A 15312-nucleotide genomic window follows, 5' to 3' on the forward strand; every position below is an offset into this window, starting at 1 on the left:
GATGCTAACCGCGTCCAGGCCCCGCCGGTGGTCGGGGGCCCGCATGCTGGTGGCCGGGATTCCCCGGCAGGACCTGGGTCCATCAGTCGCAGTAGGCCCCGTTTTCCAACCGCGCACCCCTGGCCCAGTCGATGGCCCGCATGGCCTTCTTCCCGGCGGCCTTGACCTGGAGGAGCTCCAGGGGGGCCGAAGAGGTCCCCACCCAGATGTGTTTCTTGGTCATATACAGACAACCCGGTCTCAGCCCCTCCGGCAATCCGGACTGGTCGGGGCGGGCAGGCGCGGCCTCCAGGACCTTGACCTGAGTGACCCGGCTCCCGCCTTTCCCGTCCTCATGCACCTGGCACCAGGCCCCTGGGTTGGGTGTGCAGGCCCGGATCTGCCGGTCTGGGGCGAAGACGGGCAGGTCGAACCTGATGTGGGCATCCTGGCTGGTGACCTTTCTGGCCACCTCATAGGCACCGTGGGGCTGGTCGACAGGGAGGACCCTCCCCTCCGCCAGTGCCTCCAGGGAGGCCGCCAGGAGGTGGGATCCATCCTCGGCCAGGCGGTTCAGGAGCTGACCGGAGGTCTCATGTGGTCCGATCTCCACGGTGGACTGGGCCAGGATGGGCCCCTCATCCATACCTGGGGTCAGGCGGAAGACCGTGGCCCCGGTAATCGTCTCCCCCGACCAGATGGCCCGTTGCACAGGAGCAGCCCCCCTCCACTGGGGCAGGAGGGAGAAGTGGAGGTTATACCAGCCCCCCGGCATGGCGTCCAGGACGGGCTTCTTCAGAATCTGCCCATAGGCCACGACGGCGGCGTATTCGGCCCCGGTCCGCCTAAGTCGGTCGACGAAGTCAACCCCCTTGGGGTCGGCCTCGATGACGGGAATACCCAGGTCCAGGGCCGCCGCCTTGACCGGACTGGGCTCCAGCCTTCGACCCCTCCCCTTGGGGGCGTCCGGCCTGGTCAGGACAGCTACAACATGGAAGTGCTCCTGGTCACCTGCCAGGAGCCTCAGGGAGGGCAGGGCCACATCCGGTGTACCCGCAAACAAGATCTTCATCACCATATGGATTCACTCCTCCGCATTCCGCCGTCGGCCGGGAAGGCAAGCCGCCCAGGCCAATCATCGGCATCCTTCATTTGACCTGGGGTATGTCCAAACCAGATTCGATCAGGAGGGTCCTGAGTTTATAGGGATCCTTCAGGCAGACGCTCCTGATGCCCGCCTGGTTGGCAGCCACCACGTTCATCCCCTTGTCATCGATGAAGAGGGCATCCTCGGCCCTGATGCCGAACTTCTGCAGGGCGTACTGGTAGATGTCCTGGTGGGGCTTGCGCATATGGACGGGGCCGGAGACCACCAGGTCGTCCAGGTCATGCAGGATGGGGTACTGCTCCCAGGCGTAGGGGAAGAGCTCGGTGCCCCAGTTCGACAGGCCCCAGACCCCGACCCCCAGGGCCTTCAGGTCCTTGACCAGGACCCGCGCCCCCGGCACAGGACCGGTCAGGGAGTCCACGAAATTCTCGCAATAATAGGTGAACATGCGATCCCAGGGGGCACCGTGCCGCTCGTGGACCCAGGCCTGGGCCTCCCGGCAGGAAGCGCCACCATCCATCATGTTATTGGCATCGAAGAACCCCGACTTGTCGTTGTCCAGCATCTCCCTGATGGATTCGGGACCGTACCGGGAAACCATGGCCATTTCCGGTTTCCAGTAGATCAGGACGTTGCCGAAGTCGAAGATGACCTGCCTGATGGGCCGTCCCTGAGACGACCGGGCCTGGTCATCGGCCAGTATGACATCAGTGGGGACCTCGACCTCTCCGGGCCATCCAATCATCGTTCTCGACACCTTTCCTCGCGTTGCATCGTCCCCTCCATGCAAGCATGCCTCATAGACCCCCGAGGGCCGCCTAGGTCAGGTCCTTGGGGTCCATCTGGAACTTCAGTTCCTCCCGTCCCCGCTTGGCCAGGTATTCGGACAGGCCCCGCCTGAGCAGGTCCGCCAGGAGGTCACGCTGCTCCGTGGTGACCCTGACCAGGGCCCTGACCCGATCCTGGGTTCCTTCCAACTGACGGGCCACAAGGGTCCTAGGGGGCGGTATGGGCACCGGACCCAGGGTGGCGGGCACCTCCCCCTCCTCGGTCTTGAGCAGGGCCAGGTCACCGGTGGCGGCTCCGATCCTGTCGAGAATCCATGTCACGGCCCTCCGCCCTCCCCAGATGGTGGCCAGGGAGTAGGCGGGCGGCATGCCGGTCACCCGTCGATCGTCCAGCTCGGCCCCGGCCAGGAGGGGACTCCTCCAGGTAATCAGGGCCTGGGCCAACTGCGGATCCGTCTCGCCCAGGAGGAATACCTGGCCGCCCTGATCCCGAGGTCGGCAGAGGGAGGCGGTTCGCATCCAGTCGGAGAGGGTGTCGATACGGGCATCCACCCCCTGGGCGTACAGGCTGGTCCAGGCATCCAGGATGGCGATGGCCGCATATCCGGGCCTGTGATCCAGGGAATCGGAATGCACGCCGTCGACAGCACCCTGGTCGTCGGCCCCGCGCCGCGGAACCACGATCGGCTCGGCTCCCGGTGTGGCGATGACCAGACGGGACTTCTGGTCCACCTCGGAAACCGGACCCCGGGGTTGGCTGGGTGATGAAATAAGGATGGGGACATTCCTGAAGAGCATCCTCAGCTCCTGGGCGGTGCCTGCCGCCCCGACCCTGACCACCCGCAGCCGTTCCCCGCCGCAGACCGGGCAGGTCCAGTTGGTGGCGGCAACACCGCACCAGGCACAGCGAGGCACGGCTTCGCGGGTGGACTGGAGGGGTCCGGTACACCTGGGGCACCGTGCCTGGCGGTGGCAACGGGCGCAACTCAAGGCCTGGCTGAAGCCATCCTGGGGTATGGAGAGGAGGACGGGTCCTGCGTCCAGGGCCTTGCGAAGAGCGGAAACAGCCGTATGGGGAACCCTGGCGCCGATGGTGGGGTCGGCCAGACGGGTCAGTTCCTCACGGTTCAGCCATCTGACCCAGGGCAGGCGCGCCCTGCCCGGGGTGTCCGAGGAATGCAGGGGACGAATCGGACCGGTGACGCCGGAATCGACCTCTTTGGCCAAGGGCCCGCTCTCCCACTGGGATCGGACGCTCCTGGACCGGGCCAAGACCAGGAAGACACCGCCATGGGTCTTGGCCCGCAACCTCAGAACCCCCCGGGCGTTGGCATAGGGCATCATCCCATCCGCACTCTGGTAGGCGGCATCATCCATCAGGGCGAAGAGGGCCGGGCCCTCGACCGGGGCATACATGGCCGCACGGAGTCCGATGACGCACCGCACCTGCCCTGAGGCCAGGGCCAGGTAGGACCGGTATCGCTCGGCCGGGGCCATCGAGGAATCCAGAATGGCGTAATCGCCCGCCCAGCCCGGCCCGCCCGGATCGCCGATGCCACCGGTCCGTGGTCCAAAGGGCGCCAGCCCCAAGGCCTGAAGGGTGGAGGAAAGGTGCTCGACCGCCCGCATATCAGGCAGGACCATGACGGCCGACCTTCCGGCCAGAAGGGCCTCGACCAGGGACCAGGCCGCCAGGAGTTCGGCACGCCCCGGACCGGGACCGATATCCGCCAGGAAGGAGGCAAAGGTCTGCGATTGCAGGGCCTGGGCGAATTCCCCCAGCCGGTCGTAATCCCGATTCAGGTCCTCCCTGACCCCGGCCGTGACGCGGTCCAGCCGGGCCACCCCGTCCATGTCGGAGGCCAGGCGGGGCTGTCCGGGGACCAGTTGCTGCTCCTTGTCGATCCGGGCAACCCGGGGCGGTACGGCCAGACGGAGGATGTTGGCCTCGGTCCCCCCGTAAGCCCGGGCTATCCCGGTGATGTCCTCACGCAGGGAGGCCGAGACCAGGGCATGGGGAATGATGACCCGTTCCAGATACCGGAGGGATGAGGCCGGGACCTGGCTGGTCCCTTGCCTTCCCCAGATCACTCCGTTGATCAGTTGACGGCCGAAGCGCACCCTGACCAGGGATCCGGGCTGGGCACCCTGGTCCTGATCCCGGTCGACCAGGTAGTCAAAAGTACCGCCCAGGTGGGTGGCCTGGACGTTCAGGACCACCTGGGCCACCGGATCCCGATCGGCCGGTACATGCTGCTTGGTGGCACGTGTCCGGCGCGGTTTCCTCGGGGCCAGACCATCCAGGGCCAGCTGCTGAGCCTCCTCCGGATTCATCGGCTCAACCTCCTGACGTGATGATGGGCACCCCTTGCCATGTCGGGTTCATGATTCGGCGCGCAGATCTCCTCCAGCATATCCGCAAGAGCTTGGACACGGTCGCTCCCGCACTGACCCTGCTCGAACAGAACAACCACCCCCGACCGGTCCACCGCACCCATCCGTACCGACATGAAGGGACCACGACCACCCCCGAATCCTTCCAGGAGTGTGCCGTGGCCCATGAAAACCTCTATGGCCCGCCCTATCCGCGCGGCCCCTTTGCCTTACTCGGCCATGCCGACGGCGGCCTTGAGCTCGCCCACCTTGTCGACGCCCTCCCAGGTGAAGTCGGGATCGTTGCGGCCGAAGTGTCCGTAAGCAGCGGTCTTGGAGTAGATGGGGCGCAGGAGGTCCAGCTCGTCGATGATGGCGGCGGGCCTCAGATCGAAGACCTTGCGGACGGCCTCCTGGATCTGGTCGCGGGTCACACCCTCCTCGGTCCCGTAGGTCTCCACGTTGACGCTGACCGGATCGGCCACACCGATGGCGTAGGCCACCTGCACCTCAACCCGGTGCGCCAGACCGGCGGCGACGATGTTCTTGGCCACCCAGCGGGCTGCGTAGGCCGCGGAACGGTCCACCTTGCTGGGATCCTTGCCGGAGAAGGCGCCACCACCATGATGGGCAGCCCCACCATAGGTGTCGACGATGATCTTGCGTCCGGTCAGGCCGGCATCGGCTGCAGGGCCGCCCAGGATGAAGGAACCCGTCGGGTTGACCAGGACACGGTAGCCCTGATGTTCGATCGAATCCCCGCAGACCTCATCGAGGACGGGGGTGATGACATGCTCCACCAGCTGCTCCTGAAGCCAATCATGGTCGGCCTCGGGATCGTGCTGGGTAGAGATCAGAACCGTATCCACACGGACAGGCCGGTCATCCTCGTCATATTCGATGGTGACCTGGGTCTTCCCGTCAGGACGCAGGTGGGGGACGATACCCTCCTTACGGACCCGGGCCAGGCGGTAGGCCAGCTTATGGGCCAGGTGGATGGGCAGAGGCATCAGGGTGTCGGTCTCGTCGCAGGCGTACCCGAACATGACGCCCTGGTCGCCGGCCCCCTGGGATTCGTACCGCTCCTCGCGGGTGGCGGCGCTCTCCCGGGTCTCGGTCAGGCGATCCACGCCCTGGTTGATCTCCTGACTCTGCTCGCTCAAGGAGACCGTGACCCCGCACGAATCGGCATCCAGACCTATGTCGGAAGATGTGTACCCGATCCGGCGCAGGACGGAACGGACCTGGCTCTGGATGTCCGTGTACCCCTGGGAGGAGACCTCACCAAAGACCAGGAAGAGACCGGTGGCGGCCGAGGTCTCCACAGCCACATGGGAGTGCGGATCCTGGGCGATCAGATCGTCGAGGATGGCATCCGAGATCTGGTCACAGACCTTGTCGGGATGCCCCTCCGTCACGGACTCAGCCGAAATCAGCCGTCGTTCTGCCATTACAACCACCTCTTGTTTCTACATGACCGACTGGTTCAGCCGTGGGAGGCGTCGATTCCCCAGACATTGCTTGGTGTATACGGACGTATACGAGACGGATTAGTTGCCTTCGCTCAGGTCGTCCTCGCCCAGGGTCTCCTCCAGAAGGCCTTCGTTGATCTCACGGAAGGCGATGGAGAGGGGCTTCTCCTGGTTCTGGTACTCGACCAGGGGGCCGACGTTCTGCAGGAGGCCCTCGTTGAGCTGGGTGAAGTAGGAATTGATCTGGCGAGCACGTTTGGCCGCAAAGATGGACAGGGCATACTTCGAATCGGCGTGCTGCATCAGATCGTCGATGGGAGGATCCGCAAATCCCTGCGGGTGGGGCTCAGTGCCAAATGCCATAGGTTCATGCTCCAATTCACGTGGATGAACAATCGTTCAATCAGACTCGAGTCTACCGCCCAGGATGGATTTTAGGAACGTCTGTTCTCACCGGGACGAAGAATGCGGTATTCCACAATGCGACCATGCCCCGTCATGGGCCCGGCCCGGTCACTTGAATAAAAATATGCAGATGAGATCAGCCAAACTAATGAAGGAACGTGAGTTCGCGGGCGCCCGTGCTCTCTATCGTGCCGCAGGCGTCAAGGGTGAGGATTTCGGCAAACCCATTGTGGCCATCGCCAATTCATTCTCCGAGTTCGTACCTGGTCACGTCCATCTGAACAAGGTGGGCCGTCTGGTCTCCCAGGCCGTCCAGGAGGCCGGCGGCATCCCGCGCGAGTTCAACACCATCGCCGTCGATGACGGCATCGCCATGGGCCACACCGGCATGCTCTACTCACTGCCCTCCCGCGACATCATCGCGGACGCGGTCGAGTACTCGGTCAACGCCCACTGCGCCGATGCCCTGATCTGCATCTCCAACTGTGACAAGATCACCCCGGGCATGCTCATGGCCGCCCTGAGGCTGAACATCCCCACCGTCTTCGTCTCGGGCGGCCCCATGGAGTCAGGTCGTACGGTCATGCCTGACGGAACCGTCGAGGAGAACACCGACCTGATCGACGTCATGTACGCCTCTGCCGATGATTCCGTCGACGATGCCGGACTCCTGGCCCTGGAGAAGACCGTCTGCCCCACCTGCGGCTCCTGTGCCGGGATGTTCACGGCCAACTCCATGAACTGCCTGACCGAGGCCATGGGCCTGGCCCTCCCCGGCAACGGCACCACCCTGGCCTCCCATACCTCTCGCCGGATGCTCTTCGAAAAGGCGGGCAGGATGGTGGTCGAGATCGCCAACCGTTACTACCAGGACGACGACGAGTCGGTCCTTCCCCGGTCCATAGCCACCAAGGACGCCTTCGAAAACGCCATGACCATGGATGTGGCCATGGGTGGTTCCACCAACACGGTCCTCCACATCCTGGCTGCGGCCCAGTCCGCCGACGTGGACTTCACCCTGGACGACATCGAGCACATCTCCCACACGGTTCCCTGCATCTGCAAGGCCTCCCCCTCCGGCGACTGGGAAATCTCCGACGTCCACCGTGCCGGCGGCATCTGCGGCATCCTGGGTGAACTGGATCGTGGCGGGGTCCTCCACAAGGACACTCACTCCATCGACTATCCCGACCTGGAATCGAAGCTCAACGACTGGGACATCATGCGCCCAACCTGCCTGGATGAGGCCAAGGAGCTCTATCATGCGGCCCCCGGCCACATCACCTCCCCCGAACCCTTCAACCAGTCCAGCGAATGGGACGATCTGGACACGGACAGGGTCAACGGGGCCATCCACGACCTGGACCATCCGGCCGTGACCGAGGGCGGCCTGGCCATCCTCCGCGGCAACCTCGCACCTGACGGGTGCGTGGTCAAGACGGCCGGGGTTCCCAAGGAGATCTGGAACTTCCGCGGGCCGGCCCTGGTGGTCGAGTCCCAGGAGCAGGCCGTCGAGGTCATTCTGAACGGGACCCTGAAGAAAGGGCAGGCACTGGTCATCAGGTACGAGGGTCCCAAGGGCGGCCCCGGCATGCAGGAGATGCTCTACCCGACCTCATTCGTCAAGGGCAAGGGGATCGGCAAGGATGTGGCCCTCCTGACCGACGGCCGCTATTCCGGCGGTTCCTCCGGTCTCTCCATCGGACACATCGCCCCTGAAGCGGCCAACAAGGGGCCCATCGCCTTCATCCGCACCGGCGACATGATTCGCATCGACATTCCCAACCGGAGGGTGGATGTGGAACTGAGCGACGAGGAACTGGCCCGGCGTCGCGACGAGCTGGAGGCCGGCGACGGATACGTGGCCCACCGCGATCGCAAGGTCTCCCTGGCCCTCAAGGCATACGCCGCCTTCGCCCGCTCAGCCGACAAGGGCGCCACCAGGGATCCCGACCTGATCAACAGGCTCTCCGGCCTGAACTGATTCCTTCCGGTCTGGCTCAATACCACGAGTGCCGCCTTCGGTCTTCGACCAGACCCAGGCGGCACTTCTTATTCCTCTTCAGAAACCCGTTCGCATCCTTCTTCCTGAATGGCCATAGACCTGCACGGCTTCCCGAGATTCGTGTTCCGGAAGTCTGGTTTTCGGAACTCAAGTCTCGCGGAGACCAGTTCTCCGAAGTTCGGCGACGAATCGATTCCCCTCAGGCCGGTAGGTCATACTCCCGGCGAATCACCTGCCAAAGCGCATCCGCGGCCTTTTCAACCGAGTCATTGACGATGACCACGTCGAACTGGCTCTCCGAGGCCAGTTCCACCTTGGCTGTCTCCAGACGCTTCCTGCGCTGCTCCTCGTTCTCGGTTCCCCGCTTGTTCAGCCGGGTGATCAAATCATCGAAGGTGGGGGGAGCCAGGAAGACGTACACCACATCCAACCCCAGTTCACCGGCTCTCTGACGAACCCGCTGCGCCCCCTGGAGGTCGATTTCAAGAATGGTGGGCACCCCGGCCTCCATATGCTCCAATACCGGCTTGAGCGGGGTGGCATAGTGCGACATTCCGTGCACCAGGGCACTTTCGAGGAACTCCCCAGCCGCATCCTTACGGGCGAACTCCTCCTCGTCCATGAACCAGTAGGTGATGCCGTTGCTTTCGCCGGGGCGGGGAGCACGCGTCGTGGCCGATACGGAAACCCAGATCTGGGGATGCGCCTTGCGCAGGGCGGCCTCCACTGTCCCCTTGCCGACGGCCGTGGGACCGGTCATGACGATCAGTCTCCTACGCCCCTCCCCCTGGTGTCGAATCGCTTCTCCCGACTCCGTGACGGCATCACTACTGGCTGACATGGATCATCCTTTCCGCATTCGGCCCGAACGGGCACCTACACAGCCAGAATAGCGGGGGCCGGGAACGGAGCCAGGCTATGCCCGTTCCTCCTTCCCGGCCCTCCCGGTCCACACAACCTCTTGTTCACTTCCTGTAACTTGAGCAGGAACCAGTTGCCGGTCCAGGCCCCTGCGGAAGGGCCCGATCCGGTCTACCGGTTTTGCCCTTCAAGCTCCAGCAGCCGTTGGGCATGCTCCTGGATGCTCAGCACCTCGTAGTCGTCGGTCTTGACCGCGTCAATGGCCATCAGGGCGGCCGAGAACTCGGTGATGGTCGTGAACTGGGGTATGTCCGCCGCGATGGCAGCCACACGGATCAGGTATCCATCGGAGCGGGAGTCCCGGGAGCTGGGGGTATTGAGGATCATATCGATTCTCCCCTCCTCGATCAGCTGGACGGGATTCCGATCCATCCGCCTGATGCCGTCTTCGACATCCCGTCCGGCCACCTGATCGGAGACTCCACCGGTTATCTTGTCGACCACCGCCACATCGATGCCGTACCGGCGCAGGACGGAAGCCGTACCTTCGGTGGCGCAGATCCTGAAGCCCTGCTCCTGAAGGCGTAGGGCCAACATGGGGAGCTGACGCTTGTCCGTGTCATTGACCGAGAGGAAGACCACGCCCGAAGTGGGCAGCCCACCCTCGTAGGCGGCCAGCTGACTCTTGGCGAAGGCGTGCGGGAAGTCCTTGTCGAAGCCCATGACCTCGCCCGTGGAGCGCATCTCCGGCCCCAGGAGGATATCGACGGTCCGGCCAACCGGGGTTCTGAACCGTTTGAAAGGCAGGACCGATTCCTTGACGGCCACGGGCTGTCCAACCCTGACGATTCCCCCGTCCTGGACGGGAAGAAGGAGACCGTTGGCCCGCTGCTGGGCGATGGTCTCCCCCACCATGATCCTGGCAGCGGCCTTGGCCAGGGCCGTGCCTGTGGCCTTGGAGGCGAAGGGAACGGTCCGGGAGGCACGGGGGTTGGCCTCAATCACATAGAGGGTGTTGGCCATGAAGGCATATTGGACGTTGATCAGGCCGCGGACCCCGCACCCCTCGGCGATGGCCCGGGTGGCCTTGCGCAGACGCTCGATCTGATTATCCGACAGGGTGGATGGGGGCAGGGTGCAGGCCGCATCACCGGAATGGACCCCGGCCTCCTCGACATGCTCCATGATGCCGCCGATGTAGAGGTCCTTGCCGTCGTAGAGGGCATCGACGTCGATCTCGATGGCATCCTGGAGGAACTTGTCGATCAGGAGGGGCGACGGCAGGCGCCCGGAGACGACCGTGTCGGCCTTGGCCTCGTTCAGGGCACGGTCGACGTACTTCTCCAGCTGGGCATCGTCGTAGACGATCTCCATGCCGCGGCCACCCAGGACGTAGGAGGGCCTGACCAGGACCGGGTAACCGATGCCGCGGGCTGCCTCCTGGGCCTCCTCCAGGGAGAGGGCCGTACCGTACCGGGGGGCGTTCAGCCCCTCCTTCTTCAGGACCTCCCCGAAGAGCTCCCGGTTCTCCGCCAGGTCGATCGACTCCGGACTGGTGCCCAGTATGGGGACCCCGGCTTCCTTGAGCCTGGCAGCCAAGGAGAGCGGGGTCTGACCGCCCAGCTGGACGATGACGCCCTTGACCGGTCCCATCCTCTTCTCGGCCTGGTAGATCTCCAGGACGTCCTCGAAGGTCAGGGGCTCGAAATACAGCCTGTCCGACATGTCATAGTCGGTGGAGACGGTCTCCGGGTTGCAGTTGACCATGATGGTGTCATAGTCCTTACCCAGCTCCTGGACCGCATGGACGCAGGTGTAGTCGAACTCGACCCCCTGCCCGATCCTGTTGGGGCCGGAGCCCAGGATGATGACCGCCTCGCGCTCCCTGGGCCTCAGCTCCGACTCGTCGGCATAGCAGGAATAATAGTAGGGCGTGGCCGCGTCGAACTCGGCCGCGCAGGTGTCAACGGTCTTGTAGACCGGGCGGATGCCGAAGGCCCAGCGCAGCTCCCGCACGACGGCCTCACCCTGGTCGCCCATGCCGCGCAGGTGGGCGATCTGCAGGTCGCTCAGTCCGGCCTTCTTGGCACGGCGCAGGAGGTCGTCATCCAGTACCTCGCTCTCTCTCACCTCCATGGCCAGCTGATTGATCAGGCTGAGCTGCTCCAGGAACCAGCGGTCGATCCTGGTGGCCTCGAAAATCCGCTCAAGGCTGGCACCACCCCAGAGGGCCCGCTGGATCTGGAGGTAACGGTGCTCGGTGGGGGTGTGCATGAGCTCCAGGAGGTGGTCCACCTCGGCCTGGTCGGGCCGGGGCCCATCCCAGTCGAAGGTCATGTGCCGTTTGTCAATGGACCGCATGGCCTTGCCCAGGGACTCCTGGAAGTTGCCCGCCAGGGCCATGGCCTCCCCCACCGACTTCATGGAGGTGGTCAGGGTGGTGTCCGCCCCGGGGAACTTCTCGAAGGCGAACCGGGGAATCTTGGTCACCACATAGTCGATGGTGGGCTCGAAGGAGGCAGGGGTGGACCTGGTGATGTCGTTCTCGATCTCGTCCAGGGTGTAGCCCAGGGCCAGCTCGGTGGCGATCTTGGCGATGGGGAACCCGGTGGCCTTGGAGGCCAGGGCGGAGGACCTCGAAACACGGGGGTTCATCTCGATGACGATGATCCTCCCATTGTCCGGGTTTATGGCGAACTGGATGTTGCAACCGCCCGTATCCACACCGACCCCACGGATGATGGCGATGCCGATGTCACGCATCTGCTGGTACTCCCGGTCGGTCAGGGTGAAGACCGGGGCCACGGTGATGGAGTCGCCCGTGTGGACCCCGACCGGATCCACATTCTCGATCGGGCAGACCACGACCACGTTGTCCCTGCGGTCGCGCATGAGCTCCAGCTCATACTCCTTCCAGCCCTCGATCCCCTCCTCCAGGAGGACCTCGTTGGTGGGTGAATAGTGGATGCCGGCCCCGGCTATCCGGTGGAGCTCCTCCTGGTCGTGGGCGATGCCCGACCCCAGGCCGCCCATGGTGAAGGAGGGACGCACCACCAGGGGGTAACCCAGCTCCCGGGCCACGGCATCGGCCTCATCCAGGGAGTGGGCCACGCGGGAACGTGCCGATTCGGCGCCCGCCTGGGCCACGACCTTCTTGAAGAGTTCCCGGTCCTCGCCACGGTCGATGGCCTCCAGGGAGGCACCGATCAACTCCACCTGGTACTTGTCCAGCACACCGGCCTTGCCCAGGGCCACGGCCGCATTCAAAGCCGTCTGTCCGCCCAGGGTGGGGAGGAGGGCATCGGGGCGCTCCTTGGCGATGATGCGTTCCAGGAAGGGGACGGAGATGGGCTCGATGTAGGTGGCATCGGCCATCTCGGGGTCCGTCATGATCGTGGCCGGATTGGAGTTTACCAGGATCACCCTGATCCCCTCCTCCCTGAGGACCCTGCAGGCCTGGGTCCCGGAGTAATCGAACTCGGCCGCCTGCCCGATGACGATGGGTCCCGAGCCGATGACCATGACCGAATGGATGTCCTGCCGTTTAGGCATGTGCCTTCCCTCCCTTGGCGTTCCTCATCAAATCGATGAACCGATCGAACAGGTAGGAGGCATCGTGCGGACCGGCTGCGGCCTCCGGATGGTACTGGACCGAGAAGGCGGGGATGTCCAGGCATTCCAGCCCCTCCACCACCTCATCGTTCAGATCGACATGCGAGACGCGGACGCGACCGTATCGACCACCCGCATAGGGCGCCTGCACCGGCTTCCCCTTGGGGGCATCCACGGCGAACCCGTGATTGTGGGCCGTGATTTCGACCTTGCCTGTGTTCAGGTCCATGACCGGCTGGTTGATGCCCCGGTGACCGAACTTGAGCTTGTAGGTATCGAATCCCAGGGCCCGGCCCAGGAGCTGATTGCCCAGGCAGATGCCGAAGAAGGGCAGTCCGGCGGCCAGGACCTGCCTGAGGAGGGCCACCTCGTCGTCGGCGGTCGAGGGGTCGCCCGGACCGTTGGAGAAGAAGACCCCATCCGGGTTCAGGGCATGGATCTTCTCGATGGTGGTATCCACCGGGAGCACATGGACCCGGCATCCACGCTCGGCCAGCCGGTGCGGGGTCATAGACTTGATGCCCAGGTCAAGGGCCGCCACGGTGCAAAGGGGTTCCTTACCAAGGAAGTCCCCGGCCGGTTCGACCGTATAGGACCCGTCCGTACTGACCTCTCCGGTCAGGTGGGAACCACTCATACGAGGTGCCGAGCGGACCTGGTCCAGGAAATCCTGCATGATCCTGGGTCTGCCTTCCCCATCGAGTGCCGCGGAGGGGCCGGAAAAAATACCGGCCCGCATGACACCTGCCGAACGCAGGTGCCGTACGAGCCGGCGGGTGTCTATGTGACTGATCCCGACGATGCCCTGATCGACCAGCTGATCCTGGAGACTGCCCCGGGCCCGCCAGCTGCTGACATTGGGACTTGGTTCCCGGACCACATATCCGGCCACCCAGATCCTGGCGGACTCCCCGTCCTGGTCGTTGACACCGGTATTGCCGATGTGCGGGAAGGTCTGTACGACGATCTGCCGGTCATAACTGGGATCTGTCAGGGTTTCCTGATACCCGGTCATCCCGGTCGCAAACACAATCTCACCTATGGTGGTGCCCGCCGCGCCGAAGGCCATCCCCGTATACACTTCCCCATCCTCGAGGACGAGCATGGCGCGGTCGGAGAAATAGCTGTCGGAATCAATGGTCTTGGCGTTCTTCAGGTTCATCGAACCCCCTTGATTGCCGTGATTGTTCGTGATTACCTTAGTCACACCCGTGGATTTCCTCAGACCCGCAGCCTCGTGGTCCGTACCGGATAGGGGAAGGGGCGCGTGTCTCGCCAATGACCCTGCCGCCAAGCGGAGACACCGATTGTCGAAATCCAGCACAATCGCGAGCTTCCCGAATATGCAATGAGAGGAAACGAAAATGCGGCGTCCCTGAAGTATCTGCGGGGACACCGCACACTCGTTCGAAGAACCTCAACGATTAATGTTGGACCTATTCGAGCGAATCATCCCTATTGGAAAGCTCGTCGGGTACCGAAAGGGTCAAATCGGCCAGAAAGACCCCATCCGTATCGGTGTCATCCGTCTGTGCACCATCACCGGTCGCCTCTTCGGCCTTGCCTGCCTCGCTGCTGTCAGCCAGGTGCTCGACCTCCGGACGGTCATTGTCTTCATCCGGGGAGGTTTCCCCCTCAGCCCTGTCAGCCTCGGTCAGCGCCAGGCTGGCGATCCTGGACGCCTCCTGCAGGCGTGCGGTCTCGGCCTCGTTATGCTCGGATCCCTGGTCCTTCTCCTTCCGGACCGCACTGAGCAGGCCGTGGATGAAGGAGGGTGCATCGGAATCCGACAGGGTCTTCGCCAGGGAGAGCGCCTCGTCGATGGCCACCTTGTCGGGCACATCAGGGTTGTAGAGCATCTCCCAGGCGGCAATGCGCAAGAGGTTCCTGTCGATGACATGCATGCGGCTCAGGGACCACCTGGTCGAATGGGCATCAAGGATGCCGTCGATGCTCCTCTGGTGTCCGGCCACGCCGCGAACAATCTGTATGGCATAGTCGGGCAGGGGCGTCTGGGCCCCGGGATGGGCTATGCGCTCATCCAGAAGGGACAGGATGTCCTGCCCCTTCTCATCCGCCTCATACAGGGTGTTCAGCGCCCGCTTACGGGCTGTGGAACGTGCCATCTGATCGCGCCGGCCTCAGTTCTCGCGGCCCAGGTAGGACCCATCGCGGGTATCCACCTTGACCTTCTCGCCCTGACCCACGAAGAGGGGTACCTGAATCTCTGCCCCGGTCTCGACTGTGGCGGGCTTGGTACCTGCATTGGAGCGGTTGCCCTGGACACCGGGCTCGGTCTCGGTCACGGTCAGGACCACCGAGGCGGGCAGCTCCACCGACAGGGGGTTCCCGTCATGGAAGCTGATGATGCAGTCGGTGCCCTCCAGGAGGTAGTTCTCCTGGTCGCCGATCAGGCTGGCCGGGATGTTGACCTGGTCATAGGTGTTCATATCCATGAAGACGAAGGAGTCACCGTCACGGTAGGAGTACTGCATGGTCCTGTTGTCGACGGTCTCGAACTCCATCTTCATGCCGGCGTTGAAGGTACGGTCAACGATCTTGCCCGAAAGAACGTCCTTGATGGTCGTACGCACGAAGGCCGGACCCTTGCCGGGCTTGACATGCTGGAACTTGATGACGGTCCAGAGTTTACCGTCCAGGTTGATGACCGATCCGTTCTTGATGTCGTTTGAAGTCTGTGCCACCTTG

General features: G+C 63.9%; 12 protein-coding genes. 1 reads left to right on the top strand and 11 read right to left on the bottom strand.

Annotated features, from left to right (window positions below; genetic code table 11):
* Positions 1-82 precede the first annotated feature (82 nt).
* The 6 genes from fmt to rpoZ form a co-directional block, all read right to left on the bottom strand.
* Complete coding sequence (gene fmt / locus AACP59_RS03755; RefSeq protein WP_297316243.1) at positions 83-1054, bottom strand: methionyl-tRNA formyltransferase; 972 nt, start codon at positions 1052-1054, stop codon at positions 83-85.
* 73 nt (positions 1055-1127) lie between these two features.
* Positions 1128-1832 carry an HAD family hydrolase gene (locus tag AACP59_RS03760; protein WP_339349936.1) on the bottom strand — a complete coding sequence of 235 codons (705 nt, stop codon included), beginning with the start codon at positions 1830-1832 and terminating at the stop codon, positions 1128-1130.
* Positions 1833-1905: 73 nt separating this feature from the next.
* Positions 1906-4209, bottom strand: coding sequence for a primosomal protein N' family DNA-binding protein (locus tag AACP59_RS03765; protein WP_339349937.1), 2304 nt, complete (start codon positions 4207-4209; stop codon positions 1906-1908).
* A complete protein-coding gene (locus AACP59_RS03770; protein ID WP_339349938.1) occupies positions 4206-4436 on the bottom strand; it encodes a hypothetical protein in 231 nt (76 codons plus the stop codon). The genes AACP59_RS03765 and AACP59_RS03770 overlap by 4 nt, the downstream gene beginning before the upstream one ends.
* A gap of 42 nt (positions 4437-4478) precedes the next feature.
* Positions 4479-5699 (bottom strand): methionine adenosyltransferase, encoded by a 1221-nt coding sequence (gene metK / locus AACP59_RS03775; RefSeq protein ID WP_339349939.1) that lies wholly within the window; start codon positions 5697-5699, stop codon positions 4479-4481.
* Positions 5700-5798: 99 nt separating this feature from the next.
* The gene (rpoZ, locus tag AACP59_RS03780; RefSeq protein ID WP_297316195.1) at positions 5799-6083 is read right to left on the bottom strand and encodes a DNA-directed RNA polymerase subunit omega; all 285 of its coding nucleotides are present in this window, start codon (positions 6081-6083) and stop codon (positions 5799-5801) included.
* A 166-nt stretch (positions 6084-6249) separates the two neighbouring features.
* On the opposite strand from rpoZ, the gene ilvD reads away from it, so the two are divergent.
* On the top strand, positions 6250-8109 hold the full coding sequence (gene ilvD / locus AACP59_RS03785; RefSeq protein ID WP_339349940.1) for a dihydroxy-acid dehydratase: 1860 nt from the start codon (positions 6250-6252) through the stop codon (positions 8107-8109).
* Between the two features lie 220 nt (positions 8110-8329).
* Here ilvD and gmk read toward each other — a convergent pair whose 3' ends face one another.
* From gmk to efp, 5 genes are all read right to left on the bottom strand, one after another.
* Positions 8330-8971: a guanylate kinase gene (gene gmk / locus AACP59_RS03790; RefSeq protein ID WP_297316193.1), complete on the bottom strand. Its 642-nt coding sequence runs from the start codon at positions 8969-8971 to the stop codon at positions 8330-8332.
* Between the two features lie 191 nt (positions 8972-9162).
* The gene (carB, locus tag AACP59_RS03795; protein ID WP_297316192.1) at positions 9163-12543 is read right to left on the bottom strand and encodes a carbamoyl-phosphate synthase large subunit; all 3381 of its coding nucleotides are present in this window, start codon (positions 12541-12543) and stop codon (positions 9163-9165) included.
* A complete protein-coding gene (carA, locus tag AACP59_RS03800; protein WP_297316191.1) occupies positions 12536-13765 on the bottom strand; it encodes a glutamine-hydrolyzing carbamoyl-phosphate synthase small subunit in 1230 nt (409 codons plus the stop codon). The genes carB and carA overlap by 8 nt, the downstream gene beginning before the upstream one ends.
* 274 nt (positions 13766-14039) lie before the next feature.
* Complete coding sequence (gene nusB, locus AACP59_RS03805; RefSeq protein WP_339349942.1) at positions 14040-14729, bottom strand: transcription antitermination factor NusB; 690 nt, start codon at positions 14727-14729, stop codon at positions 14040-14042.
* Positions 14730-14744: 15 nt separating this feature from the next.
* Positions 14745-15308: an elongation factor P gene (efp, locus tag AACP59_RS03810; protein ID WP_297316189.1), complete on the bottom strand. Its 564-nt coding sequence runs from the start codon at positions 15306-15308 to the stop codon at positions 14745-14747.
* Positions 15309-15312 lie beyond the last annotated feature (4 nt).

Origin of the sequence: Bifidobacterium indicum (genome assembly GCF_036987015.1) — a bacterium.
GTDB lineage: Bacteria > Actinomycetota > Actinomycetes > Actinomycetales > Bifidobacteriaceae > Bombiscardovia > Bombiscardovia indica.

Excerpts from the sequence above, each read along its gene's own strand:
- AACP59_RS03760 (WP_339349936.1), bottom strand. The coding sequence starts at position 1,832 with ATGATTGGATGGCCCGGAGAGGTCGAGGTCCCCACTGATGTCATACTG.
- AACP59_RS03765 (WP_339349937.1), bottom strand. The coding sequence starts at position 4,209 with ATGAATCCGGAGGAGGCTCAGCAGCTGGCCCTGGATGGTCTGGCCCCG.
- AACP59_RS03770 (WP_339349938.1), bottom strand. The coding sequence starts at position 4,436 with ATGGGCCACGGCACACTCCTGGAAGGATTCGGGGGTGGTCGTGGTCCC.
- metK (WP_339349939.1), bottom strand. The coding sequence starts at position 5,699 with ATGGCAGAACGACGGCTGATTTCGGCTGAGTCCGTGACGGAGGGGCAT.
- rpoZ (WP_297316195.1), bottom strand. The coding sequence starts at position 6,083 with ATGGCATTTGGCACTGAGCCCCACCCGCAGGGATTTGCGGATCCTCCC.
- ilvD (WP_339349940.1), top strand. The coding sequence starts at position 6,250 with ATGCAGATGAGATCAGCCAAACTAATGAAGGAACGTGAGTTCGCGGGC.
- gmk (WP_297316193.1), bottom strand. The coding sequence starts at position 8,971 with ATGTCAGCCAGTAGTGATGCCGTCACGGAGTCGGGAGAAGCGATTCGA.
- carB (WP_297316192.1), bottom strand. The coding sequence starts at position 12,543 with ATGCCTAAACGGCAGGACATCCATTCGGTCATGGTCATCGGCTCGGGA.
- carA (WP_297316191.1), bottom strand. The coding sequence starts at position 13,765 with ATGAACCTGAAGAACGCCAAGACCATTGATTCCGACAGCTATTTCTCC.
- nusB (WP_339349942.1), bottom strand. The coding sequence starts at position 14,729 with ATGGCACGTTCCACAGCCCGTAAGCGGGCGCTGAACACCCTGTATGAG.